The sequence below is a fragment of the Vreelandella venusta genome, from assembly GCF_007989605.1.
GTDB lineage: Bacteria > Pseudomonadota > Gammaproteobacteria > Pseudomonadales > Halomonadaceae > Vreelandella > Vreelandella venusta.
In genome coordinates this window covers 109,743-135,747 of record NZ_BJUL01000008.1, presented here as the reverse complement: position 1 = coordinate 135,747, position 26,005 = coordinate 109,743, and the positions used below count along the sequence as shown (strand labels likewise).

General features: G+C 54.1%; 30 protein-coding genes. 14 read left to right on the top strand and 16 right to left on the bottom strand.

The window, feature by feature from the left end; translation table 11 throughout:
* Positions 1-43: 43 nt before the first annotated feature.
* The 5 genes from HVE01_RS11150 to radC all read right to left on the bottom strand — a co-directional run bounded on the left by HVE01_RS11150 (position 44) and on the right by radC (position 3,685).
* The gene (locus HVE01_RS11150; protein ID WP_146944141.1) at positions 44-1,234 is read right to left on the bottom strand and encodes a class I SAM-dependent rRNA methyltransferase; all 1,191 of its coding nucleotides are present in this window, start codon (positions 1,232-1,234) and stop codon (positions 44-46) included.
* 81 nt (positions 1,235-1,315) lie between these two features.
* Positions 1,316-2,143, bottom strand: a complete 828-nt coding sequence (gene mutM, locus HVE01_RS11145; protein ID WP_125745420.1) for a bifunctional DNA-formamidopyrimidine glycosylase/DNA-(apurinic or apyrimidinic site) lyase — start codon at positions 2,141-2,143, stop codon at positions 1,316-1,318.
* A gap of 186 nt (positions 2,144-2,329) precedes the next feature.
* Positions 2,330-2,485 carry a 50S ribosomal protein L33 gene (gene rpmG, locus HVE01_RS11140; protein ID WP_009098622.1) on the bottom strand — a complete coding sequence of 52 codons (156 nt, stop codon included), beginning with the start codon at positions 2,483-2,485 and terminating at the stop codon, positions 2,330-2,332.
* A gap of 25 nt (positions 2,486-2,510) precedes the next feature.
* On the bottom strand, positions 2,511-2,747 hold the full coding sequence (gene rpmB, locus HVE01_RS11135; protein ID WP_038481085.1) for a 50S ribosomal protein L28: 237 nt from the start codon (positions 2,745-2,747) through the stop codon (positions 2,511-2,513).
* 263 nt (positions 2,748-3,010) lie between these two features.
* A complete protein-coding gene (radC, locus tag HVE01_RS11130) occupies positions 3,011-3,685 on the bottom strand; it encodes a RadC family protein (protein WP_146944139.1) in 675 nt (224 codons plus the stop codon).
* A gap of 152 nt (positions 3,686-3,837) precedes the next feature.
* Here radC and coaBC point away from each other — a divergent pair, with 152 nt between their 5' ends.
* From coaBC to slmA, 5 genes are all read left to right on the top strand, one after another.
* Positions 3,838-5,178 (top strand): bifunctional phosphopantothenoylcysteine decarboxylase/phosphopantothenate--cysteine ligase CoaBC, encoded by a 1,341-nt coding sequence (gene coaBC / locus HVE01_RS11125; RefSeq protein WP_244973774.1) that lies wholly within the window; start codon positions 3,838-3,840, stop codon positions 5,176-5,178.
* Complete coding sequence (gene dut / locus HVE01_RS11120; RefSeq protein ID WP_125745414.1) at positions 5,175-5,636, top strand: dUTP diphosphatase; 462 nt, start codon at positions 5,175-5,177, stop codon at positions 5,634-5,636. The genes coaBC and dut overlap by 4 nt, the downstream gene beginning before the upstream one ends.
* A gap of 36 nt (positions 5,637-5,672) precedes the next feature.
* Complete coding sequence (locus tag HVE01_RS11115; protein WP_125745412.1) at positions 5,673-7,055, top strand: phosphomannomutase/phosphoglucomutase; 1,383 nt, start codon at positions 5,673-5,675, stop codon at positions 7,053-7,055.
* 167 nt (positions 7,056-7,222) lie between these two features.
* Entirely contained in the window at positions 7,223-8,122 is a 900-nt protein-coding gene (gene argB / locus HVE01_RS11110) for an acetylglutamate kinase (protein ID WP_089039241.1), read from the top strand.
* Between the two features lie 21 nt (positions 8,123-8,143).
* Positions 8,144-8,752, top strand: coding sequence for a nucleoid occlusion factor SlmA (gene slmA / locus HVE01_RS11105; RefSeq protein WP_125745410.1), 609 nt, complete (start codon positions 8,144-8,146; stop codon positions 8,750-8,752).
* A gap of 95 nt (positions 8,753-8,847) precedes the next feature.
* Here slmA and rpoH read toward each other — a convergent pair whose 3' ends face one another.
* The 4 genes from rpoH to ftsY form a co-directional block, all read right to left on the bottom strand.
* Positions 8,848-9,714 carry an RNA polymerase sigma factor RpoH gene (gene rpoH, locus HVE01_RS11100; RefSeq protein ID WP_125745408.1) on the bottom strand — a complete coding sequence of 289 codons (867 nt, stop codon included), beginning with the start codon at positions 9,712-9,714 and terminating at the stop codon, positions 8,848-8,850.
* 153 nt (positions 9,715-9,867) lie between these two features.
* The gene (gene ftsX, locus HVE01_RS11095; protein ID WP_125745406.1) at positions 9,868-10,908 is read right to left on the bottom strand and encodes a permease-like cell division protein FtsX; all 1,041 of its coding nucleotides are present in this window, start codon (positions 10,906-10,908) and stop codon (positions 9,868-9,870) included.
* Positions 10,905-11,573: a cell division ATP-binding protein FtsE gene (ftsE, locus tag HVE01_RS11090; protein WP_125745404.1), complete on the bottom strand. Its 669-nt coding sequence runs from the start codon at positions 11,571-11,573 to the stop codon at positions 10,905-10,907. Before ftsE ends, ftsX begins: the two co-directional genes overlap by 4 nt.
* On the bottom strand, positions 11,570-13,003 hold the full coding sequence (gene ftsY, locus HVE01_RS11085; RefSeq protein ID WP_146944135.1) for a signal recognition particle-docking protein FtsY: 1,434 nt from the start codon (positions 13,001-13,003) through the stop codon (positions 11,570-11,572). Before ftsY ends, ftsE begins: the two co-directional genes overlap by 4 nt.
* A 90-nt stretch (positions 13,004-13,093) precedes the next feature.
* Here ftsY and rsmD point away from each other — a divergent pair, with 90 nt between their 5' ends.
* On the top strand, positions 13,094-13,720 hold the full coding sequence (rsmD, locus tag HVE01_RS11080; RefSeq protein ID WP_146944133.1) for a 16S rRNA (guanine(966)-N(2))-methyltransferase RsmD: 627 nt from the start codon (positions 13,094-13,096) through the stop codon (positions 13,718-13,720).
* A gap of 107 nt (positions 13,721-13,827) precedes the next feature.
* Positions 13,828-14,022: a cell division protein ZapB gene (gene zapB, locus HVE01_RS11075; protein ID WP_125745399.1), complete on the top strand. Its 195-nt coding sequence runs from the start codon at positions 13,828-13,830 to the stop codon at positions 14,020-14,022.
* Here the strand turns inward: zapB and HVE01_RS11070 are convergent.
* From HVE01_RS11070 to HVE01_RS11050, 5 genes are all read right to left on the bottom strand, one after another.
* Positions 14,019-14,492, bottom strand: coding sequence for a GNAT family N-acetyltransferase (locus tag HVE01_RS11070; protein ID WP_146944131.1), 474 nt, complete (start codon positions 14,490-14,492; stop codon positions 14,019-14,021). The two genes, zapB and HVE01_RS11070, sit on opposite strands and share 4 nt — an antisense overlap.
* Positions 14,489-15,346 carry a hypothetical protein gene (locus HVE01_RS11065; protein ID WP_146944130.1) on the bottom strand — a complete coding sequence of 286 codons (858 nt, stop codon included), beginning with the start codon at positions 15,344-15,346 and terminating at the stop codon, positions 14,489-14,491. Before HVE01_RS11065 ends, HVE01_RS11070 begins: the two co-directional genes overlap by 4 nt.
* The gene (locus tag HVE01_RS11060) at positions 15,343-15,651 is read right to left on the bottom strand and encodes a BolA family protein (protein ID WP_125745393.1); all 309 of its coding nucleotides are present in this window, start codon (positions 15,649-15,651) and stop codon (positions 15,343-15,345) included. Before HVE01_RS11060 ends, HVE01_RS11065 begins: the two co-directional genes overlap by 4 nt.
* A gap of 43 nt (positions 15,652-15,694) precedes the next feature.
* On the bottom strand, positions 15,695-17,098 hold the full coding sequence (locus HVE01_RS11055; protein WP_146944128.1) for an MFS transporter: 1,404 nt from the start codon (positions 17,096-17,098) through the stop codon (positions 15,695-15,697).
* 88 nt (positions 17,099-17,186) lie between these two features.
* Positions 17,187-17,573, bottom strand: coding sequence for a hypothetical protein (locus HVE01_RS11050; RefSeq protein WP_125745389.1), 387 nt, complete (start codon positions 17,571-17,573; stop codon positions 17,187-17,189).
* A gap of 193 nt (positions 17,574-17,766) precedes the next feature.
* Here HVE01_RS11050 and HVE01_RS11045 point away from each other — a divergent pair, with 193 nt between their 5' ends.
* From HVE01_RS11045 to HVE01_RS11015, 7 genes are all read left to right on the top strand, one after another.
* Positions 17,767-18,174, top strand: coding sequence for a DUF2170 family protein (locus HVE01_RS11045; RefSeq protein WP_146944126.1), 408 nt, complete (start codon positions 17,767-17,769; stop codon positions 18,172-18,174).
* Positions 18,175-18,285: 111 nt separating this feature from the next.
* Positions 18,286-18,981, top strand: coding sequence for a PspA/IM30 family protein (locus tag HVE01_RS11040; RefSeq protein ID WP_125745386.1), 696 nt, complete (start codon positions 18,286-18,288; stop codon positions 18,979-18,981).
* Positions 18,982-19,027: 46 nt separating this feature from the next.
* Complete coding sequence (locus HVE01_RS11035) at positions 19,028-20,074, top strand: ion channel (RefSeq protein WP_125745384.1); 1,047 nt, start codon at positions 19,028-19,030, stop codon at positions 20,072-20,074.
* Positions 20,075-20,104: 30 nt separating this feature from the next.
* Positions 20,105-20,848: a DUF2491 family protein gene (locus HVE01_RS11030; RefSeq protein ID WP_146944123.1), complete on the top strand. Its 744-nt coding sequence runs from the start codon at positions 20,105-20,107 to the stop codon at positions 20,846-20,848.
* A 95-nt stretch (positions 20,849-20,943) separates the two neighbouring features.
* Positions 20,944-21,366 carry a DUF350 domain-containing protein gene (locus tag HVE01_RS11025; RefSeq protein WP_009724104.1) on the top strand — a complete coding sequence of 141 codons (423 nt, stop codon included), beginning with the start codon at positions 20,944-20,946 and terminating at the stop codon, positions 21,364-21,366.
* A 12-nt stretch (positions 21,367-21,378) separates the two neighbouring features.
* A complete protein-coding gene (locus tag HVE01_RS11020; protein WP_125745380.1) occupies positions 21,379-21,984 on the top strand; it encodes a DUF1190 domain-containing protein in 606 nt (201 codons plus the stop codon).
* 62 nt (positions 21,985-22,046) lie between these two features.
* On the top strand, positions 22,047-23,234 hold the full coding sequence (locus HVE01_RS11015; RefSeq protein ID WP_146944121.1) for a glutathionylspermidine synthase family protein: 1,188 nt from the start codon (positions 22,047-22,049) through the stop codon (positions 23,232-23,234).
* 27 nt (positions 23,235-23,261) lie between these two features.
* Here HVE01_RS11015 and lysS read toward each other — a convergent pair whose 3' ends face one another.
* The gene (gene lysS, locus HVE01_RS11010; RefSeq protein WP_146944119.1) at positions 23,262-24,776 is read right to left on the bottom strand and encodes a lysine--tRNA ligase; all 1,515 of its coding nucleotides are present in this window, start codon (positions 24,774-24,776) and stop codon (positions 23,262-23,264) included.
* 35 nt (positions 24,777-24,811) lie between these two features.
* Positions 24,812-25,910, bottom strand: a protein-coding gene (gene prfB / locus HVE01_RS11005) for a peptide chain release factor 2 (RefSeq protein WP_186808840.1) whose coding sequence is annotated in 2 segments (ribosomal slippage) — positions 24,812-25,834 and positions 25,836-25,910 — 1,098 coding nt in all. Because the reading frame shifts where the segments join, the coding sequence is not laid out codon by codon here.
* Positions 25,911-26,005 lie beyond the last annotated feature (95 nt).

Sequence of the window (26,005 nt, the reverse complement as noted above, 5' to 3'; positions counted from 1 at the left end):
CTATTTTTGGCCTTGCCAATGTTCGCCAAACAGCGTTTTTGGCTTAGTCGCGGAATACCCGCACGCCTAGCGCTTTCAGATACGAGGTTTCCGGGATGGCCGGATGAACGGGGTGGTCAGGCCCCTGGTGCCCCTGAAAAATCACCTGGCCATGACGGTCTTGATGGCGAACCGCGCCACGAACCACATCCACCAAACGCTCAGACGCGAGGTGCATGGAACACGAGGCCGACAACAGCAAGCCATCACGGCCCAGTAGACGCATCGCCTCTCGATTCAGACGTGAGTAAGCGCGCTCACCATTAGGGATATCCTTGCGCTTTTTGATAAACGCTGGCGGATCAAGAATGATCACATCAAACTGTTCGCCATCAGCCTTCAGTGCCGCTAACGCTTCAAAGGCATCGCCTTCGGCTACCGCTACTTGCTCCTGCACACCATTTAGCTCAGCATTGCGAGCCACCTGATCCAGCGCCGGGGCAGAAGCATCGACACATAACACTTCCGAGGCCCCACTCGCAGCCGCCTGAACTCCCCAGCCGCCCACGTAACTGAATACATCCAGCACACGCTTGCCCGCCACTTGGCTGTTCAACCATGCGCGGTTGACACGATGGTCGTAAAACCATCCTGTCTTTTGACCATTCAGCACAGGCACTGCAAAGGTAACGCCATTTTCTTCCAGTAAAACCTCGTCAGGAAGCGTTCCCTTTACCACTTCGACGTGGGCTTCTAGACCTTCCTGGCGGCGGCCGCCCGTATCATTACGGAACACAATGGCATTAGGTTTAACGACTTTTTCCAGCGCATCAACAATATCTTCTGCCAACGCTTGCATACCCGCAGTATTCAACTGCACCACCAGCACATCGCCGAAGCGGTCAATCACCAAGCCCGGTAACAGATCACCTTCACCATGAATCAAACGGTAAAAAGGTTTATTGAACAGGCGCTCACGCAGCGCTAGCGCTTGGTTGAAGCGGTGTACGAATAACGAACGATCTAGGCGCATCTCTGGATCACGCGACATCACCCGACCACAAATCAGCGAGTGCGGGTTAATGTAAGCGACGCCAAGGGTTTTGCCATTGGAAGCCTCAACCAACGCAGGCTCACCAGCAGCAAAGTTTTTTAGTGGCGTCTCTTTGATATCTACCTCATTGGAGTAGATCCAAAGATGGCCCGCTTTTAGGCGGCGATCGGCATTTTTATTCAGGCGCAGGCGTTGAGTCACAACAATCTCCAAAAGAACAATCTTGCAAAGCACACAGGCTCTGCAAGCATCGGCAAAACAGTTAATATCAAAGAGCGGCCGCTAACGCTGGCAACCAGGGCAAAACACACTGGCCCGCTGGCCTAGCGTGATACGACGCAGCTCAACGCCACAGCGTAGGCAAGGCTGCCCATGACGCCCATATACATTCAGTTGCTGGGCAAAGTAGCCTGGCTCGCCCTGCCCACTGACAAAGTCCCGTAGCGTGGTGCCACCTTGGGTAATCGCCGCTGCCAGCACCTCTTTAACCGCAGCGGCTAACTGCTGATAGCGGGCCAGAGAAATTTTCCCAGCGGCACGTCGAGGGTCAATACCCGCCATAAATAGCGCTTCAGCAGCGTAAATATTCCCCGCCCCGACCACCACGCGGTTATCCATTAAAAAAGGCTTTACCGCAACGCGTTTATTACGCGATGCGTTATAGAGCCAGCGACCGTTAAACGCGTCATCCAACGGCTCAGGACCAAGGTGCGCAAGGCGCGTATCCAAACTGCCATCGCCCTGCTGCCAGTCAACAAAACCAAAGCGGCGTGGGTCATGGTAGCGCAGCACATACCCCTTGGCCGTCACCACATCAACATGGTCATGCTTTTTAGGCAAATCGCCGACGCTTGCAATCCTTAGGCTGCCCGACATGCCTAGATGCCACAACAGCGTGGCCTCACCTTCGAGAGTCGCCACGGGGATTTGTAGGTATTTAGCGCGGCGCTTTAATACGCCAACCCGAGCGCCGACTAGCCGCTCGGCTAAATCCTCAGGTACCGGCACGCGTAACCGGGGCTGTCGCACCAGCACCTCGGTAATCTCTTGCCCCTCTAAGTAGGGGGCAATGCCGCGTCGCGTCGTTTCAACTTCAGGCAATTCGGGCATGATGAAAGTCTATGATGACAGCACCGTGACAACCACTCTGTCGCCTAAGCGGTGCCGAAGCGTAGGGACGGGTACCACTAACCTACCCAGTAAGTGGCTAAATACCGGGCATGCAAAAACCCGGCTTAGGGCCGGGTTTTTCAACAGGCGCTCGCCTGCGGTGAAAGCCGATCATTGTAATCGCGATTACTTGATCTTAGCTTCCTTGTAGATAACGTGCTTACGGACGACCGGGTCGTATTTCTTGAATTCGAACTTATCCGGTGTATTCCGCTTGTTCTTATCCGTGGTGTAGAAGTGGCCAGTACCGGCACTAGACACCAGCTTGATCTTATCGCGCATGGTTTAACTCTCCCAAAATGCTAGCTTAGATGGCATCGCCGCGTTTGCGGATATCAGCCAGAACCGTTTCGATACCTTTCTTGTCGATGATACGCATTCCTTTAGAGGAAACGCGCAGCTTGACGAAGCGGTTTTCAGATTCAACCCAAAAACGATGGGTGTGCAGGTTCGGCAAGAAACGACGACGTGTCTTACGCTGGGAGTGAGAAACGTTATTACCAGTTACCGGACGCTTGCCGGTAACCTGACATACTTTGGACATGAGAGCCTCCAACCGCTTGGCCAGGGTATAAGCCTGAGTGTTCAAAACTGTCGGGCAAACCGGAGCAGGGAGGGAGTCGACGCAGTTAACCGCCTAGCTGTACCCAAATCCGTTATTCAACCCAAGTTTAAAGGTGGCACTTTATACCAGAGCGCCCGGCTACCAGCAAGCAAAAACGCCCCAAAATGCCAAAAAAGGCATCTTTTGGACAATTTACTTAGGTAAACGACGAGATTTTGTCGTCGCACCATTTTCATTAATTGCTATAACCAACCGCGCTCGGCAAACGAAACCACGTTACCGTCCCCCACCACGAAATGATCAAGCACTCGCACATCGAAGAGTGCAAGGGCATCTTTTAGACGTTCAGTAATACGTCTATCAGCATCGCTAGGTTCAGCAACACCCGATGGGTGGTTGTGAGCCAGGATGACAGCACCAGCGTGTAATTCAAGCGCACGCTTGGCTACTTCGCGGGGGTAAACGGATGCGCTGTCTAGGGTACCGCGAAACAGGGATTCATAGCGAATAATTCGATGCTGTGTATCTAAAAAAAGCACCGCAAACTCTTCATGCCCCAGATGACGAAGCTGGGAGCTCAAGTAATGACGCACAAGCGCCGGCGATGTGAGCGCATCGCCACGGGCAAGCTGGCTCGCCATATGGCGTCTGGAAAGCTCCAGGGTCGCCTGAAGCTGGGCAAATTTTGCACTACCAAGCCCTCGAGCCGCACAAAACTGATCCTGATCTGCTTCCAGCAGTTGTCTCAAGCCACCAAAACTGGTCAACAGGTCCCTTGCCAAATCCACCGCAGAGCGTCCCTGAACGCCTACTCGCAAAAAAATGGCCAGTAGCTCAGCATCTGAAAGCGCCTGCACCCCCATGGTCAATAACTTCTCGCGTGGCCGCTCACCTTCCGGCCAGTGATTAATTCCCATCGCCGCCTCCCTGCCCACCCTGATAGCGCTGTCTGCGCTTGCAACTGCGCCCACCCCAACTGACTTTTTCAACCGCTGCTTGAGCATGCCAAAATAACCCGTCAAATGGTATGGTACTCACCTTTAACAAACGCTACATGGGACTACCCATCATGGCCTTATTAACGCCATCCCCGTTAACCTCGCTTGCTGGCAAGCGTCTGCTGCTTGGCATTAGCGCCGGTATTGCGGCTTATAAAAGCGCGCTGATTGTTCGGTTACTCAAGCAAGCTGGCTGTGAGGTTCGCGTGGTAATGACCGAGGGTGCTCAAGCGTTTATCACGCCATTAACGCTCCAGGCACTGTCAGGAGAGCCGGTACGCACCTCGTTGCTTGACCCTGAAGCTGAGGCTGGCATGGGGCATATTGAGCTGGCTCGCTGGGCAGATGCCGTATTGATTGCCCCAGCAACGGCTGATTTGATCGCCCGATTGGTACATGGCATGGCTGATGACTTGCTGACCACTCTGTGTCTAGCCTGTGAAGCCCCCAAGTTGATGGCACCGGCCATGAATCAGGCCATGTGGCGACATCCTGCAACCCAGCGCAATGTCGCGCAGCTAGCCAACGATGGCTGGCAGTTGATCGGACCAGCAGCAGGAGATCAGGCGTGTGGCGACGTCGGCCCCGGGCGAATGAGCGAACCAGAGGTTATTGTTGATTGCTTAGCACAGCATTTTGCTTATGCTGCAAAACCACCAACGCCAACCTCTGCGCCGCACATAGTGATTACTGCGGGCCCCACCCGCGAGGCGCTAGACCCCGTGCGCTATCTATCCAACCACAGCTCAGGAAAAATGGGTTACGCACTGGCCGCTGAAGCTGCCGCCCAGGGAGCCCGAGTAACCCTGATAAGTGGCCCGGTTAATCTCCCCACGCCTCACGGCGTTGAGCGCATTGATGTAGAAACTGCCGCACAAATGCATCACGAAGCGTTAGCACTCGCCCCCCATGCAGGCCTATTTATTGGCTGTGCTGCGGTCGCTGATTACCGCGCTGCCAGCGCTGCCGAGCACAAAATCAAAAAAACCGACGACAGCGATACGCTAACGCTTACGCTAGTCAAGAATCCTGACATTATTGCCGATGTCTCCGCACTGCCTGCTGACCAACGCCCTATTGTGATGGGTTTCGCCGCCGAGACTCAGGATGTCGCACGCTATGCGGAAGACAAATTGACCCGCAAAGGGCTAGATATGATTGTTGCCAATGATGTTTCCCAGCAGGGGCTCGGTTTTGGCAGCGATAACAATGCCGCTCTGCTGCTGTGGCGCTCTGCGACAGGAACCAAGCAACTGGTAGCCCCGCCTCAGCCTAAAACGCAGCTGGCTGCACTAATTATTCGTCACGCGCTATCACTGCTGCCTTCTCAGCCAGCTTCTCAACTGCTATCTCAACCACCTTCTCAACCACCTTCTCAATTGTCCTCTCAATCCCCCGGAGAATTATCATGAGCGGTTCTCGCCCACGCTTGCAGTGCAAAGTATTAGATGAACGCCTGCACGACTACCTCCCTTCCTATGCGACAACTGGCTCAGCAGGGATGGATTTGCGAGCACTGCTAGACGAACCGCTGACGCTTGCTCCTGGTGACTGCCAACTGGTACGAACAGGCCTTGCCATTTACATCGAAGATCCTGGCTTGGCAGGCATGATCTTGCCTCGCTCCGGGTTAGGGCATAAGCACGGTATCGTGCTAGGCAACCTCGTCGGCCTCATCGACTCTGATTACCAAGGCGAGCTGATGGTATCCGTGTGGAACCGTGGCCAAAGCAGCTTTACGTTATCGCCCTTTGAGCGTCTCGCTCAGTATGTTGTTGTTCCCGTCGTGCAAGCGGAGCTTACACTTGTCGATGCCTTTGAAGATTCCACTCGCGGCAGCGGTGGTTTTGGCAGCACAGGCAGCCAATAAGCCACATGCTGTTTTAGCGCATATCTAGGAGCGACAATGAACGTACCTGCGTCGATATTTCGTGCTTACGACATTCGCGGCATTGTGGACGATACGCTTAACGAGACCACCACCGAACTCATTGGCCGAGCCATTGGTTCTGAAGCCGCCGCTCGAGGCGAGCAAACGGTCATTGTCGCACGTGATGGACGGCTTTCCGGACCACATCTGCAAGCAGCGCTAATTCGTGGCCTAACAGCCTCAGGACGAGACGTTATAGATATCGGCATGGTACCCACACCCGTGCTTTACTTCGCCACCCACACGCTGCCTGAAAGCTGCTCTGGGGTCATGCTAACCGGCAGTCACAACCCGCCTGACTACAACGGTTTCAAAATCGTCTTAGCGGGTGAGACGCTCTCCGGCGATGCGATCACCGCCCTCTATGAGCGTATCCAAGCAAACGACCTAACCAGCGGTCAAGGCAGCGTTCGCCAGCACGACCTACGCACGGCGTATCTTGAAAGAATTATTAGCGACATCCATCTGGAGCGCCCGCTGAGCGCTGTCGTGGATTGTGGCAACGGAGTCGCCGGAGAACTTGGCCCGCAGCTTATCGAGCGCCTGGGGGTGAAAACCACCCCATTATTTGCCGACATTGATGGGCACTTCCCGAATCATCACCCCGACCCAGGTAAACCTGAAAATCTGCGCGACTTGATCCACAGTGTTAATGAAACAGGTGCTGATATTGGCTTGGCCTTTGACGGCGACGGCGACCGCTTAGGCGTTGTCACACCAAGTGGCCGGATGATTTACCCTGACCATCTACTGATGGTATTTGCAGCTGATATGCTGTCGCGCACCCCCGGTGCCAAGGTGATCTTCGATATCAAGTGCACCGGTCACCTAGCACGAGTTATTAGCGACGCTGGCGGTGAGCCTGAAATGTGGCGCACCGGGCATTCACTAATCAAAGCACGCATGCGGGAAACAGGTGCTGAGCTGGGCGGTGAGATGAGCGGGCATATTTTCTTCAAGGAGCGTTGGTACGGATTTGACGACGGCCTTTACGCCGCGGCCCGCTTGCTTGAGATTCTAGCGCGATACAACGGCAGTGCTGACCAATTATTTGATCAATTTCCACAAGATATCAGCACGCCAGAGATTAATATCACGGTTGCTGATGAAGAAAAATTCGCGCTTATCAAGAAGCTTGCTAGAGAAGGCGACTTCGGCGAAGGTATCAAAACCACGATTGATGGCATTCGCGTGGACTATACCGATGGCTGGGGGCTTTGCCGAGCCTCCAACACCACACCTGCGTTAGTACTGCGCTTTGAGGGTAGCGATGTCGCCGCACTGAGCCGAATAAAAGCCCGGTTTGCCAAGGCCCTGGCAGAGATCTCGCCAGCACTGACGATCCCTGAACCACAATAATGTAAGCAAATACGACAGGGTGAACAGAAGAAAAATGATCGCGCCAGGAGAACGCGCGACACAATAAGAATGTTAAACAACACGCCGCATGAAAAAGCCAATGCTCGTGCTGTAATAACGGTCGTGATAAAAAAGTAGCGACGGAAAAAATCAAAAGGGACAACGTCATGAGTTCAACTAGCCGCGACCCCCAGGTCGTTGTAGAGGTATTGTCAGAAGCCCTCCCCTATATCCAGCAATTTTCGGGCAAAACGGTTGTCGTTAAATATGGCGGCAACGCTATGACTGAAGATACCTTGATCGACTCATTCGCGCGCAACATCGTGCTGATGAAAGAGGTCGGTATTAACCCAGTCGTCGTCCATGGGGGCGGGCCACAAATTGGCAGCCTACTGGAAAAACTGAATATCGAATCGCGCTTTGTGAACGGCATGCGAGTGACCGACTCCCAAACCATGGACGTCGTGGAGATGGTGCTAGGGGGGCTGGTCAATAAAAGCATTGTCAACTTGATCAATCAAAGCGGCGGCAAGGCCATTGGCTTAACCGGCAAAGATGGTGCACAAATTCGTGCTCGGCAGCTGAAAGTAGAGCACCAAAGCCCTGAAATGACCGTTCCGGAAATTATCGATATTGGCCACGTAGGCGAAGTGGAGTCTATCTCCACCGATCTTATTGAGATGCTTGCCGCTAGAGATTTCATTCCGGTGATTGCACCGATCGGCGTTGACGGTGAGGGGCACAGCTATAACATCAACGCCGACTTGGTAGCAGGTAAACTGGCCGAGGCACTCAACGCTGAAAAACTGATGCTCTTGACCAACGTCGCGGGCCTGATGAACAGTGAAGGAGAGGTGTTAACGGGTCTAACCACCGCTCAAGTTGACGCCTTAATTGCCGACGGCACGATATACGGTGGTATGCTGCCCAAAATACGCTGTGCGCTAGATGCGGTAAAAGGCGGCGTTAACAGCGCTCACATTATCGACGGCCGTGTTCCCCATGCGGTCTTGCTGGAAATCTTTACCAATGCTGGGGTAGGCACCCTGATTACTGACGCAGGTTAACCGCGACGGAGTGCTAACGTCATGAGTGACGAACAAAAACCTCGCCGCCGCGAGCAAATCCTGCAAGCGTTAGCCGTTATGTTGGAAGAGGATAGCGGCAAGCGCATTACTACCGCTGCGCTTGCCCGCCAGGTTGGCGTCTCAGAAGCAGCGCTGTACCGACATTTCCCCAGCAAAGCACGCATGTTTGAGGGGCTGATCGACTTCATTGAAGAAACCATCTTTGCGCGCATTACCCGCATCCTAGAGGATATCCCCGATGCGGCGTCTCGATGCGGCACTATCTTGGCTTTACTTCTAGGCTTTGCCGAAAAAAATCCTGGGCTTGCCAGGGTACTGGGAGGCGATGTACTAACTGGCGAAACGGCCCGCCTGCGCCAGCGCGTTCACCAGCTGTTTGAACGTATGGAAACCCAGTTAAAGCAGATACTGCGGGAAGCTGAGCTGCGTGAAGGACTACGCACCAGCATATCCGCTTCAGCAGCAGCCAACCTGCTGATCGCCCAGGCTGAAGGGCGTATTTCTCAGTATGTACGCAGTGACTTCAAGCGCTTGCCAACCGAGTACTGGGACGACCAATGGGGGCTGCTATCAAGCCAGCTGCTACGAGCAGCCGTACAGTCGGCTTAGAAGCGTTGACAAAACACCCACGCCAATAAAAAACACCCCGAAGGCAGTGCCTCCGGGGTGTTCATCTAACGTACTTACCCGACATAGGTGCTCGATTAAGCAGCGATGGCTTCGCCCATTTTTTGGCGCAGTTTTTTCATCGCATTCTTTTCGAGCTGACGAATGCGCTCAGCACTGACGCCATAAACATCGGCCAGATCGTGCAGCGTCGCTTTATCATCAGTTAGCCAACGACGTTGCAAGATGTCCCGCGAGCGCTCATCAAGCCCTTTTAAGGCTAGCTGTAAGCGGCGCGTTGAGTCTTCCTCAAAGTTACTATCCTCCAGCAGCGTCGCCGGATCAGCAGAAGCGTCATCTAAAAAATACGCTGGCGCTTGATAGGTGCTCTCTTCGTCATCGCTAGGCGACGCATCAAAACCTGCATCGTAAGCCGACAGACGCCCTTCCATATCGCGCACTACTTCTGGCTTTACGTTGAGGTCTTCCGCAATCGCGTTAACTTCATCGTTGTTTAACCAAGCTAAGCGTTTTTTAGCGCTACGCAGGTTAAAAAACAGCTTGCGCTGAGCTTTCGTGGTGGCAATTTTGACAATACGCCAATTGCGCAGCACAAACTCGTGAATTTCTGCTTTGATCCAATGCACAGCAAATGACACCAAGCGGACACCCTGATTAGGATCGAAACGCTTAACGGCTTTCATTAGACCAACGTTACCTTCTTGAATCAGGTCAGCTTGAGGCAGACCATAACCCGAGTAACTACGAGCAATATGCACCACAAAGCGCAGGTGCGACAGCACCAAGCGGCGTGCGGCTTCCAAGTCACCCTCATCGTGGAGGCGGAATGCAAGCTCACGCTCTTCATCAACGCTTAGTACGGGGATGCCGTTAACCGCTTGAATATAGCCGCCCAGATCGTGACCTGGAGAAAGCTGTCCCACCGGTAGAAGACTAGTGCTCATGTGCAGGTGGTCTCCCTTAAAACCTATCGTGGTTAGTGTTCTGTTAACTCTAAGACCTTAGCCTAAGCATAAGGTTCAAATAACCGATGCATTCACTGCATAAGACACAAAACGGGGTGGAAATTCCCGCTACTGACCGCATAACAAACATAATCAACGCGGACGTATGCTAGAGAGATGGCGCGAGACAGCCAACCAAGCTCCCAGCCAGCCCAATAGTGTACTGCAAGATAGCAGAATTGTAGAGCCTGTCACATCTAACTGCGGCAATACGAAGTTCGCACCGTAACTTGCCGCCAGGGCGGCAACCGGCATCGACAGCCAGTGGTTGCCAAAACCTAATAGCCCCAGCGCCAGCAAACCGCCGCCTACGCCGTACCAAGCCCCACTATAGAGGAAGGGTCGACGGACAAAGGCATGAGTCGCGCCAATAAGCATCACGACCTCGATTTCTCGTCGTCGGCTCTCAACTGAAAGACGGATAGTGTTGCCCACCACCAGCAGCACACCACAGCCAAACAGCACCCCAAGCGCGAGCGCCACCCGTCGCCCAAGATCCGCCAAATGACGCAAACGCTCTACCCACGCCAAGTCCACCCGCACCTCGTCCACCCCAGAGAACGTCTCCAAGCGCTGCGCGAGTTGTGCCATAGCAGCGGGATCAACGCTGTGTGGATAAATTACAATACTGGCTGGCAGTGGATTATCTTTAAGCCCCGCCAAGGAGTCTTCTATCCCCAGCGACTGCTGAAACTCAACCATACCTTGTTCGGCGCTAATGAGACGCGTTGTTGCGACGCCTTCGTCCGCAATAACCGCTTCTTCAATGCGAGCGGACTGCGCAGCGTCTACGATCGTTTCCAAATAAACGGTGAGGGTTGCACTCTCATTCAGCTCTGCATCTAGCAGCTTGGCGCTATCTAAGGTTAACCAAAGCGCCGCTGGCAAGACTAACGCAATGGCGATCGCCAGCATGGTTAGCAAATTACCGACCGGATAGCGTACCAGGCGATAAAGGCTATCTAATGCCATTGCACGATGATGGCGTCCCCAGGCGCGTAAGCGGCTGCTAAAGCGTGTTTGCTGTGAACGTGCGCCACGCCGCTCGGCGGGTGGCTCACTGGGAGTTCGAGCCGTTTGCCGCTTCCCCTTGGGGGCTGCACCTATAGGACGGGGTGTCACGGCACGCTTCATACGCCCCCCTCATCGGCCACCAGACGACCATCCTGCAAACGCAAGATACGATGGCGTAGTCGCGCAATCAGCGCTAAGTCGTGACTGGCAACCATCACGGTGGTGCCAATGCGATTGAAGTCTTCAAACAGCGCCATAATGTCGGCAGAAAGCTGTGGATCAAGATTACCAGTCGGCTCATCAGCAAGCAGCAGAGCTGGCTTATTAACCACTGCGCGGGCAATGCCCACTCGCTGCTGCTCACCGCCGGAAAGCTCTACCGGTAGCGCTTTTTCGCGGTGTAAAAGCCCGACCTTATCCAGTGCCGCACGAACGCGCCGCGCCGTTTCACGAGGCTCTACACCCTGGATTTCTAGCGGTAGAGATACATTGCGAAACACACTGCGATCAAACAGTAGTTGGTGATCTTGAAACACCACGCCAATTTGACGACGGTAAAACGGCACTTGGCTGGCGTGGAGTTCGGCAATATCATGCCCAGCTACCACAACTCGGCCCCGGCTAGGCTTTTCGAGGCGCATAATCAATCGCAACAACGAGCTTTTACCAGCCCCCGAATGCCCGGTCAGGAACACCATTTCGCCTCTTGCAACGCGAAAGTTAAGGTGTGCCAGCGCCTCAAAGCGCCCTCCATAGCGCTTACCCACATGTTCAAAAGCGATCATGCGCGGCCATCATCCCCTTGCCGATCAAACAGCGCGTTAACAAAGTCATCTGCCTCAAAGGGGCGGAGATCATCCAGCGCTTCGCCCACGCCGATAAAGCGAATCGGTGTTTTTAACTGCTTCGCCAATGCGAAAATAATCCCACCCTTAGCAGTACCATCCAGCTTCGTCAGCGTAATGCCACTGATCGGCACAGCGTCGTTAAATGTGCTGGCCTGGGAAATAGCGTTCTGGCCAGTCCCTGCATCCAGCACCAGCATCACCTCATGGGGAGCAGTGCTATCCAGCTTCTGCATGACCCGATGAACTTTTTTCAACTCTTCCATCAGATGGCTCTTGTTATGCAGCCGCCCTGCCGTGTCGGCAATCAGTACATCCACGCCACGTGATTTGGCAGCCGCCACCGCGTCGTAAATCACTGAAGCGCTATCAGCCCCCGTGTGCTGCGCAATCACCGGCGCGTTGTTACGCTCGCCCCATACTTTAAGCTGCTCAACCGCCGCTGCACGGAAGGTGTCGCCTGCAGCGAGCATGACGCTTTTACCTTCACGCTGAAAACGCTGGGTCAGCTTGCCGATAGTCGTTGTTTTGCCTACGCCATTAACACCTACCACGAGTATGACAAACGGCCCTTCACTCTCTTTTTCAAAGCTTAGCGGTGTTGCTACCGGCGCAAGCATCAATGCCAGCTCTTCTTGCAACCCGCGATAAAGCGCTTCTGGGTTATTCAATTCTTTGCGCGAAACGCGCGCCTCAAGGCGTTCAATAATCTCACTCGTGGCTTCAATGCCCACATCCGCCATCAGCAGCTGGGTCTCAAGGCCTTCCAACAGCTCATCATCGATCTGTTTTTTGCCTAAAAACAGATCGGCAATACCGTCCGTTAGATTGGCGCGGGTTTTGCCTAGCCCTGATTTAATACGAGCGAACCAGCCTCTCTTTTCGCCCTTTTCCGCAACGGGCTTCTCTTGAAGAGCCGGTTTAGATGCAGGCACCATGGCCGGCTCTGGCTCTGGCTCCGGTTCTGGTTCTGGTTCCGGTTCCGGCTCTGGTTCCGGCTCTGGCTCTGGTTCCGGTTCTGGTTCTGGTTCTGGCTCTGGTTCCGGTTCCGGTTCTGGCTCTGGTTCCGGTTCCGGTTCTGGCTCTGGCTCTGGAACAGAGGCTGGCTCAAGCTCTAGTTCTGCTTCACTTGTTTGTACCTTTTCAGCGGTTTCTTCAGCGGATGCCGTGTGTTCCGTCGGCATCGTTTCAGGCACGGGCGCCTCTTGCACAACCTCTTCCGCCGTTGGCGGGGCCTGCTCTGCTTTATGCTCTAGCGCTGGCTCTTGGGCAACCCCTGCTTCGCTGTGCTCCTCTTGAGACAGCGCCTGCTGATCTTGCTGCTCCTGTGGGGAGTCGTGCTTTTTCTTACGTTTGAAAAAACCGAACATAGGTGTCATCCGACTAAATAGGTGAACATTGCGATTATCCTACCACCGCAGACCAAGACTTTGGATAAGTAGCCCGCTACAATCCGCGTTATGAAACGACAACGCTCTTCTCGCCCCTCTACTTCTCGCTCATCGACAGCGCGGCGCGGGCCTGCCAAACCACCAGGTAAGCTACGCATTATCGGCGGCGACTTTCGCCGCCGCCAGTTACCTGTACTCGACCATCCAGGGCTGCGCCCCACCCCTGATCGCGTGCGTGAGACTCTGTTCAACTGGCTAGGCCAACACCTGTTTGGCAGGCAAGTGCTAGACCTCTTTGCTGGCACGGGAGCACTAGGCTTTGAAGCCCTTTCCCGCGGTGCCAGTAACGTGACGTTTATCGAGCGCGACGCCCGGGTAGCCGCGCTAATTAGTGAAAATATTATCACCCTTGGCGCCAATAATGGCCGAGTGGTATCTACCGATGCGCTCGCTTTTCTCAACCAACCCTGTCAGCAACCTGCGAATATCGTCTTCCTTGACCCACCGTTTCACCAAGGCTTAGCCGATGCCTGCTGTTCAGCATTAGAAACCGGAGACTGGCTTGCAGACGATGCCATGATCTACCTGGAAACTGAAAAGTCTCTATCTCCAAACGTGCCCACTAACTGGCAGCTGTACCGAGAAACCCAGGCAGGCGAAAGCGCGGCTCGCCTCTATCTTCGTAAACCCGTGTAAACTGCGCTTGCCGCAATCTTGCAGCGGCGTTACGCTCGCCTAACTGAATTACATTTTTGTCCCCGTTATGACAGGTAGTGTGCCTGTCGACATTATTGGAGGTAGGCATGAGCCTTGAGTTATTTAACCAGTTGGAACAGAAAATTACCGACACCGTTGAGGCGTTGGAATTGATGAAGCTTGAAAATGAAGAACTTCGCGGCGAAAACGCCCAGCTAAAGCAGGATCGTGAAGAGTGGGAGCGTCGCTTACAGGGCGTACTCAGCAAATTTGAAGATATCGAAAGCAATAGCGTGTCTTAAAGCACGCGCGACATCAGTAGCGCATCTTCCCGCCCGGCTGCCCCCTGCGCAGCCGGGTAGTAGCCTCGGCGCCAACCATCTTGATTAAACTCGTAGCGCTGATAAAGCTTTATCGCCCGTAGGTTACTTGCCCGCACTTCGAGCAGTAAGCGCTCGCTTTGCCACTGCTTGGTACAGGCGACTACTGCACCAAGTAGCTTGCCACCGATCCCCTGCCCCTGCTGCTGTGGAAGCACTCCAATCGCTTGAAGCTCTGCCTCAAATGGCAAACGAACCACGATGGCATAACCAAGCAGCACGTTGCCAACGGATGCATGGCCAGCCAGCGCGAGTGGTTGCCAGCAACCAAGCACCTGTGAATTAGGGTCGTTAAGCGCATCATCGAGATGCTGCGAACTGATACCACTGTTAGCCTGCGCTTCTAACGCCTGTAACCTAGCACTGTCAGCAACGCTTAATGGGCTTATCACTGGATGACAACCTCAGCACGCCACTGCTGGCCAAGCGACACCAGCGCAGGCCAAAGCTTACGCTTGGCGCTCGCGTGTTCGGCAAGCGTCCTCAACGCAGGGCCTTGCCACACGGGCAACGACAGCGTTTTGCTCTGTTGCTGACTAACAGCCATGACCCGCGCTAAGGGAGAGTCATCGGCTAACTCGTCAGCTCCCCACCACAACAGGCGCTCCAACTGCCAGCCCTGCCTGCCTGCCGCGCCAGCAATAAAGGCAGCTACTCCATCTTGCGCTTCTTCTAGCGGCTCCTGCGGCGTGAATGTGTTAGCCATTGGCGGCCATTTAAAATACGTCACCGCGGGCATTTCACCGTTCAACACCCCCGCTGCCCGTAACATATTAGCCAGCAATTGCTGTTCAATAGGGGTTATTTCCCCCTCATGAAGGCTTAACCAGCGCCCACCCACACAAATACAGGAAAGGCTGAACGTCAGCGGTTCCACTTTGCTAACAGGCGATTTTTCCTGCGTAGAGCTTTCCTGTGCAGCAGTCACGGGGGCGTCGGCTGGCTTATTATCAGGAGCAGGAGGCTGGCCCAGCAGCGCACGCACCGCCGCCGGGGCTGAAGAGGGTGACAATGCCGAGCCAGTGGCAGCGGGAGTGCTATCGCCTTCCGCTGACTGATGACGCGAGCGAGGTGCCGGGGCATCGTCCAATAGCGCGTGAAGCCGCTCTCGCGGTGGAGTCACAGCAGGCGCATCTTCCCATTCGCACGCCTCAGTAGGACGTGCGTTAGGCAGTTGATATCTGGATGCCCAGGCTGTTATACCCATCGCCTCCAAATACTGCCGACGAATAACGTCTGGCGTCACTGGCCGCCGCCCCGACAGTTAGGCGAATTCGGCCGCTCGCCGCCACGTGCCTGCCACTCTTGCGGGGTGTAAAGATGCAGTGCCAGTGCATGCACAGGCCCAGATAGTTCATCGGCGAGCAGCGCATAAATCTGTTGATGGCGTTTCACCGGCATGATGCCATCGAAGCTATCGCTTACCAGGGTGACTTTAAAGTGGGTCTCAGCGTTAGCCGGCACGTTGTGCATGTGGCTTTCATTTTCTACGTGCAGCACGTCGGGCGTTAACGCCGCTAACTTCTGCTCAATCTGTGTCTGCATCGCCATGAGTACTTTCTCCTTCAATCAGCAACCGATTTATTGTACGCCCTTACTTACTAACAGACGATGCCCGCCGCTCAATGAGAGCATGCTGGGCTAATGCTACCCGGGAAAGGCTCGCCACCAACGCTAGCAGCGTGGTGCCAGCCCCTAGCCATAGGGTTACCTGTACAGGTGAACCCAACGCCAAGGCCGCCCCTACCAATGCCACCCCAAGTGATTGCCCAACGGTACGGGTAGTGCTCATCACGCCGGAGACATTAGCGCTTCGCTCTGGCGGAAGACTGCCCATCATTTCGCGGTTGTTAGGAGGCTGAAACAGACCAAAGCCGATGCCACACAAGGCGGTGCGCCACAGGCTGCCTGCCACGCCGGTAGATTCATCCACGAGGGCTAGCGCCACTAACCCCATAATCAGCAGTATCAAGCCTGCGCTTGAAAGAAGACTTGGATTAACCCGGTCAGCTAAACGACCAGCCAAGGGGCCAACCACCATAATCGCTAACGGCCAAGGGGTGAACAACCAAGCTGTCTCCAGCGGCGAGAAATCCATCTGCTCCTGATAAAAAAACGACAGCGCCACGAACGTAAGTCCCTGACCGATAAAGGCCAAGCCCGACGCTGAAACTGCCAACGTAAAGCGTTTTTCAGCAAATATATTCAGCGGTAACAGCGGATAAGGCGCGTAGCGTTGGCGTTGAATAAACAGCCCACAAGCCAGCACCGCCAGCACCGCCCAACCACCGCCTTGCCATAATGGTGCGGCATGGCCAACTGCATCCATCGCAAGAAAGAAGCTGGCTAGCATCAACATAGACAACAGCGCACCCAGCACATCAAAGCTACCCCGGCGTGGTTTATCTCGCGGCAACGCACGACTAGCCAACCATAGTGAACACACACCAAGCGGAACATTAAGTGCAAATAACCAAGGCCAGTCGGCAAACGAGAGGATGACGCCGCTCAACGTTGGGCCTGCTGCATAGCCACCGGCTACCACTAACGCGCTAAGCCCTAAAGCGCTACCCAATAGACGGGACGGAAAAATTGCCCGATACAGCGACGGACCGATGGACAGCGTGGCCGCAGCTCCCAACCCCTGCAGGGCGCGAAATATCAGTAGCGTTTCTAGATTACGCGACAGCGCCGCCCCTAATGCCGCGAAAACGAAGGTGGCCAAACCAAATAAATACAGCCGCCTACGGGTGATCAACTCACTGATGCCTGCGAACACCAATAAGAACGCCGCGCAGACCACTTGGAATAAATTGGTGATCCATACCGCTCTGGAGGCAGGCACATTAAGATCTGCGGCAATCGTCGGGAGGGCCAAATTAATCATGGTGGTGTCGACCACCGCCATTAGCGTGCCGGTGACGAGTGCTAGTACGGCAAGCGCACGCGCGGGGCCCGGCAAACCATCGTCACCCGCCCGAGTTTCAAACAATCGCATGGTGGTTCGTTCCTAAACTGCACCATTAAAAACAATAAAACCGGCCTGGGCCGGTTCCACAATACACTTACATTAGGACGGCAATGCGCTAGTCTTGCTCATTATCGAGCAGAAGTGCGTCATCAACCTCTGAAATTTCAAGAGCAGTTTCGTCGTCAAGGTCAATCGCAAGGTAGCTATGCTCAATACGTAAAAAGTCTTGAAACAGTGACCAATCAAGCTTTTCTGGCCATTGGCGCTCATCCTCTTCCCAAGCACGCAGCTCGGTCTCTAGGATTTCTACATGGCGCTCACGGACAAACGTTTCCAGCGCTTCAGGGGTATCCATCTCAGGGATAAGGTACACCGTACTTTCACGTTCGACGTCGTCAAGGGTCAGGTCGTCATCTCCCATGGTGGGTTCGAGCGCATTGATCCAGTCCACGAAGGTCTGGGTCGGCCTGACGCTCAGGGCAGAGCGATTTAGCAGTTTCATGGGATTCTCCTCGCCGTCGAAACGTAGACCATTATGGGTGCTAACGGATTAGTTTGCCATCGGTGCAGACGCAATATCGATTGATTCGGTAAAATGCTGAAGAATTTTTAGCTAACAACACCGTTACTCATTGGCACGACTGTTACAGTCCTCTGTACAGTTGTATGCCGAATAGACCATTAGGATACGCTCAATGAACACACAGACACGACTTGAAGCGGTTAAATATAGCGTCGAACAGAATGAGCTAACCTGGCCTAGCGCTGACATCACTCTTGACCAAGACAACGATTCACTGGTGTTTACGCTCAAGGACTACGGCGACTTACCTGTTACCCTGACCCACTGCGAGCAAGAGTGGTTGGTGATGACCGAAGTAGCTCCCACCAGTGCGGTTGAGAATATCAATGCCTTTAACAATGCTTTGTTACGCTTAGGCATGACCTTACCGCTAGTGAGTGTTGGCATCCACACTTTGGGTGGCGAAGATTACTATGTGGTTTATGGTCAACTGTTTGCAGACTGCAAGCTTGAGGCCATCAGCGCTGAAGTCGAAGCTTGCGCTCAGGCGGCACTGGAAATTGCCGATTTAATCGGTTGATCCGAGTTAACGTGTTCCAGACACCAGCCAAGTATTGCCTGTTGTTAAGGATCACCCTGTTGTAAACCCTACGCGCAAGCGTCGGATTGGTTCGATTTAAGGAGTTACCCGATGTTACTACGCAAAATGTTTACCGCCCTACGCGGCAAAGCCACTGAAACCGGCGAAGCGATTGTCGATAGTCAGGGGATTCGTATCATGGAGCAGGAACTGCGTGACGCTAAAGCAGCAATGAACCAGGCCAATGAAGAACTTACGACCATCATGGCTAGGCGCAACCTTGCGGCCAAGGAAGTAGATACGCTGTCGGATAAAATGGCCGAGTATGAAAAAAGCGCCATGGCAGCCCTTGAAAAAGGCGAGCAGAGCTTAGCTGAAGAAGTCGCTGGGGAAATTGCCCGCCTGGAAGGTGAGCGTGAAGTCGCTCAGGCCAATGTCACCCAGTACGATGGCACTATCGACGCCCTGAAATCGAGCATCGCTAAATCGAAAGGTGAAATTCGCCGCGTTGAACAACAGATGTCCCACGTCAAGGCCACTGAAGCCGCGCAAAAAGCACAGGCTGCTGTCGCGTCTCAACACGCTGGTCAAAACGCCAGCATGAATAGCGCCGTTGCCTCCCTTGAACGCATTAAAGAGCGCCAAGCCCTACAGGCTGAAAAGCTCAAGATCGGCGAATCCATGCAAGCGCAAGATTCCGGCGCTGATTTGGAAGCACGGCTTGCCCAAGCGGGTATCGGTAAACAGCAAACGTCCGGCAGCGATGTTCTGGCTCGTCTAAAAGCCAAGCAAAATGCTGGCAACTGATTACTAACGTTAATACTACCGCCTGAACGCAAGGAAAACCGACGCCATGCCAGTGCTACAACGGCTACTGAAAGTTCTTAAAGCCTCTACGATTAATGTCAGTTGGACATTCTTACTGTTGCTGGCGCTGGCACATATGGCAACCTCATGGATATTAATGGGCGTCTCCGGCGAAGAGGTTGCCAACTCACTGCCACTGTGGCTGTATTTTTACGTTGTTACGGCTTCCACTGTGGGCTATGGAGACTTCTCACCAAGCTCTACCGCGGGGCAGTTGATCGCTGTGTTCTACCTGATTCCGGGCGGTATTTCGCTATTTGCGGCCCTGATTGGCAAGGCAACCGTCACGGTCAGCAACTTTTGGAGGCAGCAAATGCAAGGAAAAGGCGACTACAGCGATCTAACTGATCACACGGTAGTGCTGGGCTGGCATGGAGAAACCACTGAAAAAATCATTGATATTCTCAAAGCCGATCGGCAACTCCCCGATGAAATCGTGCTGTGTGTCACTAAAGATATCAACAACCCTCGCCCTGGCGACCTAAAGTTCGTTAAGGGCGATAGCTTCGCTAATGTAGAGCTTCTCAAACGCGCCGGTGTTGAAAACGCCAGCCGTATTATTATCTATGATGGCAGTGATGAGCGTGTGGCAACCGTTGCGCTTTCCGCTTACAGCCTGAAATCCCCTAGCTGCCATATCGTTGCCCATTGCGAAAACCCCAATACCGCAGCGATGTTGCGCCGAACATTACCGGGCATCGAATGCACCGAGGCCATGGCATTAGAAATGCTAGTGCGCTCAGCCACCGATGCAGGCATTAGTCGCGTCGTGAACGAGCTGCTTGCCGTCAACCATGGCGCTACTCAATATCAAACTCAGCTGCAAGATATCCCTAAAGGCAGCACATTTGGCCAATTATTTGCTCTCGCCAAGGAAGCGCATAATGTCACCTTACTCGGCGTCACGTCCGTTAGCGCCGAAGCGACGATGCTCAACCCGCCCTCTACCCGCGAGCTGAGTGATGGCGATGTGCTGTATTACATGGCCTATGAACGCCTGACGTCGGCACATTTTTCATCGCTGCTGGCATGATACCCAACTGTTTCATGGAGATTCATCACCATGCTTGGTTCACTTAAATCGCTGTTTCGAGCCAACAGTAAAAGCGTGCAGCAAAAACATGCCAGCGACACCGCCCAACGCTCTAGCGGTCTCCCCGTCGGCATGACCCCAGACGACTTCAATGGTCTTCGGCTTGGCGGTATGGTGTCACTCAATATGCTGTCGCTAAAAGCGTTCGACAGCCTCAATTTTGATGCCAGCTGGAGTGGCGCAGCGCAGGAAATAGCCGCGACTGGCGTCGTCGAACTCGGCCAGGGTGAACAGCTCGCGCGCTTTTATCTGGAAAATGACACTTGGATTCAAGCCTCCATTGCTAATGGCAAAGTGTTCGAATACAAGCTGTTCGACTTCCTGTCGTCACAACATGTTTCTAACCTTGAATTTGATGGTCTGATCAATCAGCCGGATAGTCAGGCACCCGCTCACCCACTCGGCCAGAGCAACTTCACGCTGGAAGCAGGCGACGACACTCCAGACGACCTTAAACGCTTTCAACGCGTATGGGGCGCTGAAAACAGTGCATGGTCAGCCCCGGTAGTGCTTGAGGAAACAGTGACTCGCGCCAATGGCAGCGGAATCTCCCAAGTCACGCACCACTGCATGCTCTATGAGCGCCAAGATCAGGCCTCAGAGCGCTTTGAATATATTCTACTCAGTGCCGAAGCCGATGAACTGGAAGGCAGTTATCAATTAGTCACCAGCTTGGGCATCGATATCAGCGCAGTGATTATTGAAGCGCATTGATGACCACTTGTAAGGCTCGCTGGTCGTTACTCCCAGCCTATGCTCACCACGAACGATTCACCACTCACGCTTGACGACTAAAAAAGGAAACGATAATGGGCAATATCGGCATGTACTTGGCAGGCCTGCCAGCATTTTTCGCCTACTTAATCACCGCCGCCATCCTGCTGGTAGCGTTCATGGTCGCGTACAGTAAGATTACCCCGCATCATGAATGGAAGCTGATCCAGGAAGGCAACGCCGCTGCGGCAACCGCCTTTGGCGGCGCTACCCTAGGTTTTACCATACCGCTCTACAGTGCTATGGCGAACAGCGTGAGCTTCATTGATTTTATCGCCTGGGGCATCATCGCTTTTATCGTGCAGATCGTTACCTTCTTTGCCATCAAGCTGGTGTTGAAAAGCAAAGGCCAGAGCCTTTCCGGACATATTACCGATGGCCACGTGGCATACGGCATTTTCGCGGCAACTATCGCTATTGCGGTTGGCCTGCTCAACGCAGCGTCTATGATCTGGTAAGGGGAGACTTTCATGCAATCATCTAACCAGCCACCGCGCCGCAAGCGCAGCTCGCGGCTAACCCTGGCCTTGATGGGCGCGGCCGGTACAGCCGCGTTAGCCGGCTGTGGTCAGTCATCTCCGCCGCAGGACACGCTATCGGATATTAATTTCTCCGAGCCTAAGGCCTACCAGAACGTCGACGAGTGCGTAGCAGACGAGATTTACACGCGCACTGCCTGTGAAGCAGCGTTTACGGCAGCCGTTGAAGCGGTTCCGCGCTTTGACTCCTTAGAAGCTTGCGAGCAGGTACATGGCGAAGGTGCCTGTGAGCCCCCTCCCCAGTCAGCTCAACAGGGGCAAGGTGGCAGTTGGTTTGGTCCCGCACTGATGGGCTATATGGTTGGCAATATGATGGCCAACCGCAATGGCGCGCGGGTACAAAGCCTGTATCAGGAGCCGGTCTACCGTACCCGTCAGAATCGCGGCGACTGGAACGCTGCGTCGTCTTCGGCTTCTTCACGGGTGGATCAACGTAACAAGGCCTTCCGCTCATCGGTTATGCAGTCCAACCAACGGGCAACCCAACGCTCTGGGTTCGGTTCGCGCTCCAGCGCGCGGGGTGGGTTTGGCTCCTAAGCTAACTACCGTTTGGTTACTATCTTTCGACGCATTCACCTGCGCCAGCAAGGAGCCGTTTTATGTTGCGCGTTGCCATTACTGAACGCCCTCAATGGCGCGAACTGGCGCACCAGCTAGGGTTTCACTTCCATACTATTGAAGGGGAGCCCTACTGGACCGAGGATGCCTATTACCAGTTTACGCTGGCTCAGATCGAGCACGACATCGAGGACCCCACCGAGGCGCTGCACGAGATGTGTATGGATGCCGTTGATCGGGTCTGCCAGTCTGATGCCCTGCTTCACCAGTTAAATATTCCAGAACAAATGTGGGGCGTTATTCGTGCCTCCTGGCACGATGGCCAGCCACACCTCTATGGGCGTATGGATTTTGCCTATAGCGGTAATGGACCTGCCAAACTGCTAGAGCTTAACTACGATACCCCCACCAGCATTTACGAGGCGGGCTTCTTTCAGTGGCTGTGGCTTGAGCAGGTGATCGAACAGCGCCTACTGCCTGCCCACGCCGACCAATTCAATTCGATCCAGGAACGCATGATTGCTGCCCTCGCCCATATCGGGCAGCGCCTTGAGCGCGATCCACCAGCCTCTCCGGCACTGCACTTCGCCTCCATCAAAGCCCATGTAGAGGATCGCGCCACGGTTGCTTACCTGCAGGACTGTGCCTTACAAGCGGGGCTGAATGCGCCCTTTATCCATATCGAAGACATCGGCTATCAACCCAACACCGACCACGGCTGTTTTGTTGATCTGGAAAACCGGCCCATCCGCGCACTGTTTAAGCTCTATCCCTGGGAAGAGATGAGTGATGACCTTTTTGGTGAGCTGCTGCCCATGATGCAGACCCACTGGTTCGAGCCGCCGTGGAAAGCCATTCTCAGCAATAAGGGCATCCTGCCGTTGCTATGGCAATGGCATGAAGGTCACCCCAACCTGTTACCGGCGTATTTTGACACTAGTGATGGCACGTCGCTGACACCTGGCTGGGTGCGCAAACCGTTTTTCTCTCGGGAAGGTAGCAATATTGAGCTGATGACCACGAGTGGCCAGTACGAAGCCGTTGATGGCCCCTATACCGACAACCCGCGTATTTTGCAGGCCTACCACCCACTGCCGCGTTTTGGTGAGCGGCATGCCCTGATCGGCAGTTGGGTAGTCGGTGACAAGGCGTGCGGCATTGGTATTCGTGAAGACGTTGGCAAAATCACCAAGGACTCCAGCTGCTTCGTACCGCACGCCATTGTCTAAAGGCGTCTTTCAGATGTCGAGAAGCCGTTACTCGCTAGCTTCGGGGCGCATCGCTGGGAACAGCAGTACGTCCCGAATAGAGGGGCTATCGGTAAACAGCATCACTAAACGGTCAATACCAATACCCTCACCCGCCGTTGGCGGTAAGCCATACTCCAACGCGCGCACGTAGTCAGCGTCAAAATACATCGCCTCCAGGTCACCGGCATCTTTCTCGGCGGCTTGTTCACGGAAGCGTTCAGCTTGATCTTCGGCGTCATTAAGCTCCGAGAAACCGTTGGCAATTTCTCGGCCACCGACAAAGAACTCAAAACGGTCGGTAACGAAAGGATCAGCATCGTTACGACGCGCCAGCGGGCTAACTTCTGCGGGGTATTCAGTAATAAACGTCGGCTGGTCCAGCTTGTGCTCGGCCACCTCTTCGAAGATCTCGGTCTGAACTTTACCCAGTCCCCAGCTCTCCTTCACTTTAATGCCCAGCTTTTCTGCAACCGCTTGTGCGGCTTCCAGCGTATCCAAATCCGCATCGGTGATGCCATCGCCATGATCAAGAATCGCTTGGCGCAGTGTTAGGCGCTGAAACGGTTTCCCAAAGTCGTAGCTAGCGCCTTGGTACTCGATCATCGTAGTGCCCAGCACTTCTTGGGCCGCCGTGCGCAGCATGGCTTCGGTCATATCGAGCAGGTCACGATAATCCGCGTAGGCCCAATAGAATTCAACCATGGTGAACTCAGGGTTATGTCGTGTCGATAACCCTTCGTTACGGAAATTACGGTTGATTTCAAAAACCTTTTCGAAACCACCTACCACCAGACGCTTGAGATAGAGTTCTGGTGCAATGCGCAGGTACATATCAATGTCCAGCGCATTATGGTGAGTAACAAACGGCCGTGCTGCCGCACCGCCGGGAATCGGCTGTAGCATCGGCGTTTCAACTTCCATAAAACCGCGAGCTTCAAAGAAGCGACGCATGGAGCTGATTACCGCTGCGCGAGTTTCAAATACCTTACGCGACTGCGGGTTCATGATCAGATCTACGTAGCGCTGGCGATAGCGCGCTTCCTGATCGGTCAGGCCGTGAAACTTATCCGGCAGCGGACGCAGGCTCTTGGTCAATAGCTGCGCTTCTACCATCATCACGTAAAGGTCGCCCTTACCCGATTTATGCACGGGACCACGGGCGGCGACGATATCACCGATATCCCACCCTTTGATGTCCTCAAGCACGTCAGCAGGCAAGCCCTTTTTATCTACGTAGAGCTGGATTTGGCCAGCCACATCTTGAATCACGATAAACGGGCCACGCTTACGCATGACGCGACCAGCCACCGACGCTTGATGATCAAGCGTTTCAAGCTCCGCTTTATCCTTTTCGCCTAGCAGGTTGTGTAGCTCAACCGTGAGGCTGTCACGGCGAAAATCGTTCGGGAAAGCGCTTTTACCTTGCTCAGCGGCGCGCTCACGGCGAGCCGCGAGCTTGGCACGGCGCTCAGCGATTAGGTGGTTTTCGTTATCGAGAGAAGACGCGTCTTGGTTAGCCATCGGGCACCCTGTTCAATGTTCAAACGCTAAAAAAATTACAAACCCTGCTTTAGACTGGCGACGATAAACTGATCTAAATCGCCGTCGAGCACTTTGTCGCAGTTGCTAGACTGAACGCCGGTACGCAGGTCTTTAATGCGCTGATCGTCCAGTACATACGAGCGAATTTGGCTACCCCAGCCGATATCGGCTTTAGAGTCTTCCGCTTCCTGCTTGGCCGCATTGCGCTTTTGCATTTCGTGTTCCCACAACTTCGCTTTCAACTGCTTCATGGCGAAGTCACGGTTGGCGTGCTGGCTGCGCTGATTCTGACATGCCACCACAATACCGCTCGGCTCGTGGGTAATCCTTACCGCTGAGTCGGTGGTGTTAACGTGCTGACCACCTGCACCGCTGGAGCGGTAAGTGTCTACTCGCAGGTCAGAGGGGTTAATCTCAACCTCAAAGCTGTCGTCAATTTCCGGCGACAGAAATACCGATGCAAACGACGTATGACGGCGGCCGCCTGAATCAAACGGGCTTTTACGCACTAAACGGTGAACACCTGTTTCGGTGCGCAACCACCCGAAGGCATAGTCACCTTGAATGTGCAGCGACGCCGATTTAATGCCGGCTACTTCACCGGCAGAAATTTCGATAATTTCTGCTTTGAAACCGTGGCTCTCTGCCCAGCGTAAGTACATACGCAGCAGAATATTCGCCCAGTCTTGAGCTTCGGTACCGCCCGACCCCGACTGGATATCCAGATAGGCGTTGTTCTCATCCATTTCACCGGAAAACATGCGACGAAACTCGAGCTTTTCCAGTGCCACTTGTAGACCATCGAGCTCTTTGCGCACCTCATCAACGGTGCCTTCATCCTCTTCCATCTCAGCAAGTTCAAGCAGGTCGCGGCTGTCAGCCAGGCCCTGATCAAGCTCATCGATGGTGGCGACAATCGCTTCAAGCGATGCGCGCTCTTTACCCAGCTTCTGGGCATAGTCTGGATTGTTCCAGACATTAGGGTCTTCAAGTTCGCGGGATACTTCTTCTAGCCGATCTTTGCGTTCGGCATAGTCAAAGATACCCCCTAAGAACGTCTGTCCGCTCAGACAGGTCCTTGATCTGGTTATGAATCGGGTTAGTTTCCAACATGGATCGCCTAGCCTTGGTCAGTATCGCACGGTTCAAAAGAGACAGGCGCCGCTGGGGCAGCTAAGCGCTTAGGCTTAAAAACGCCAACGCTAGCC

Coding starts and splice junctions, on each gene's coding strand:
- argB (WP_089039241.1), top strand. CDS start 7,223: ATGAGTTCAACTAGCCGCGACCCCCAGGTCGTTGTAGAGGTATTGTCA.
- slmA (WP_125745410.1), top strand. CDS start 8,144: ATGAGTGACGAACAAAAACCTCGCCGCCGCGAGCAAATCCTGCAAGCG.
- HVE01_RS11115 (WP_125745412.1), top strand. CDS start 5,673: ATGAACGTACCTGCGTCGATATTTCGTGCTTACGACATTCGCGGCATT.
- HVE01_RS11025 (WP_009724104.1), top strand. CDS start 20,944: ATGGGCAATATCGGCATGTACTTGGCAGGCCTGCCAGCATTTTTCGCC.
- mutM (WP_125745420.1), bottom strand. CDS start 2,143: ATGCCCGAATTGCCTGAAGTTGAAACGACGCGACGCGGCATTGCCCCC.
- rsmD (WP_146944133.1), top strand. CDS start 13,094: ATGAAACGACAACGCTCTTCTCGCCCCTCTACTTCTCGCTCATCGACA.
- HVE01_RS11050 (WP_125745389.1), bottom strand. CDS start 17,573: ATGAAACTGCTAAATCGCTCTGCCCTGAGCGTCAGGCCGACCCAGACC.
- HVE01_RS11035 (WP_125745384.1), top strand. CDS start 19,028: ATGCCAGTGCTACAACGGCTACTGAAAGTTCTTAAAGCCTCTACGATT.
- coaBC (WP_244973774.1), top strand. CDS start 3,838: ATGGCCTTATTAACGCCATCCCCGTTAACCTCGCTTGCTGGCAAGCGT.
- HVE01_RS11030 (WP_146944123.1), top strand. CDS start 20,105: ATGCTTGGTTCACTTAAATCGCTGTTTCGAGCCAACAGTAAAAGCGTG.
- HVE01_RS11015 (WP_146944121.1), top strand. CDS start 22,047: ATGTTGCGCGTTGCCATTACTGAACGCCCTCAATGGCGCGAACTGGCG.
- rpmB (WP_038481085.1), bottom strand. CDS start 2,747: ATGTCCAAAGTATGTCAGGTTACCGGCAAGCGTCCGGTAACTGGTAAT.
- rpmG (WP_009098622.1), bottom strand. CDS start 2,485: ATGCGCGATAAGATCAAGCTGGTGTCTAGTGCCGGTACTGGCCACTTC.
- ftsY (WP_146944135.1), bottom strand. CDS start 13,003: ATGTTCGGTTTTTTCAAACGTAAGAAAAAGCACGACTCCCCACAGGAG.
- HVE01_RS11020 (WP_125745380.1), top strand. CDS start 21,379: ATGCAATCATCTAACCAGCCACCGCGCCGCAAGCGCAGCTCGCGGCTA.
- lysS (WP_146944119.1), bottom strand. CDS start 24,776: ATGGCTAACCAAGACGCGTCTTCTCTCGATAACGAAAACCACCTAATC.
- HVE01_RS11060 (WP_125745393.1), bottom strand. CDS start 15,651: ATGGCGATGCAGACACAGATTGAGCAGAAGTTAGCGGCGTTAACGCCC.
- ftsX (WP_125745406.1), bottom strand. CDS start 10,908: ATGAAGCGTGCCGTGACACCCCGTCCTATAGGTGCAGCCCCCAAGGGG.
- HVE01_RS11045 (WP_146944126.1), top strand. CDS start 17,767: ATGAACACACAGACACGACTTGAAGCGGTTAAATATAGCGTCGAACAG.
- HVE01_RS11055 (WP_146944128.1), bottom strand. CDS start 17,098: ATGCGATTGTTTGAAACTCGGGCGGGTGACGATGGTTTGCCGGGCCCC.
- HVE01_RS11040 (WP_125745386.1), top strand. CDS start 18,286: ATGTTACTACGCAAAATGTTTACCGCCCTACGCGGCAAAGCCACTGAA.
- rpoH (WP_125745408.1), bottom strand. CDS start 9,714: ATGAGCACTAGTCTTCTACCGGTGGGACAGCTTTCTCCAGGTCACGAT.
- zapB (WP_125745399.1), top strand. CDS start 13,828: ATGAGCCTTGAGTTATTTAACCAGTTGGAACAGAAAATTACCGACACC.
- radC (WP_146944139.1), bottom strand. CDS start 3,685: ATGGGAATTAATCACTGGCCGGAAGGTGAGCGGCCACGCGAGAAGTTA.
- ftsE (WP_125745404.1), bottom strand. CDS start 11,573: ATGATCGCTTTTGAACATGTGGGTAAGCGCTATGGAGGGCGCTTTGAG.
- dut (WP_125745414.1), top strand. CDS start 5,175: ATGAGCGGTTCTCGCCCACGCTTGCAGTGCAAAGTATTAGATGAACGC.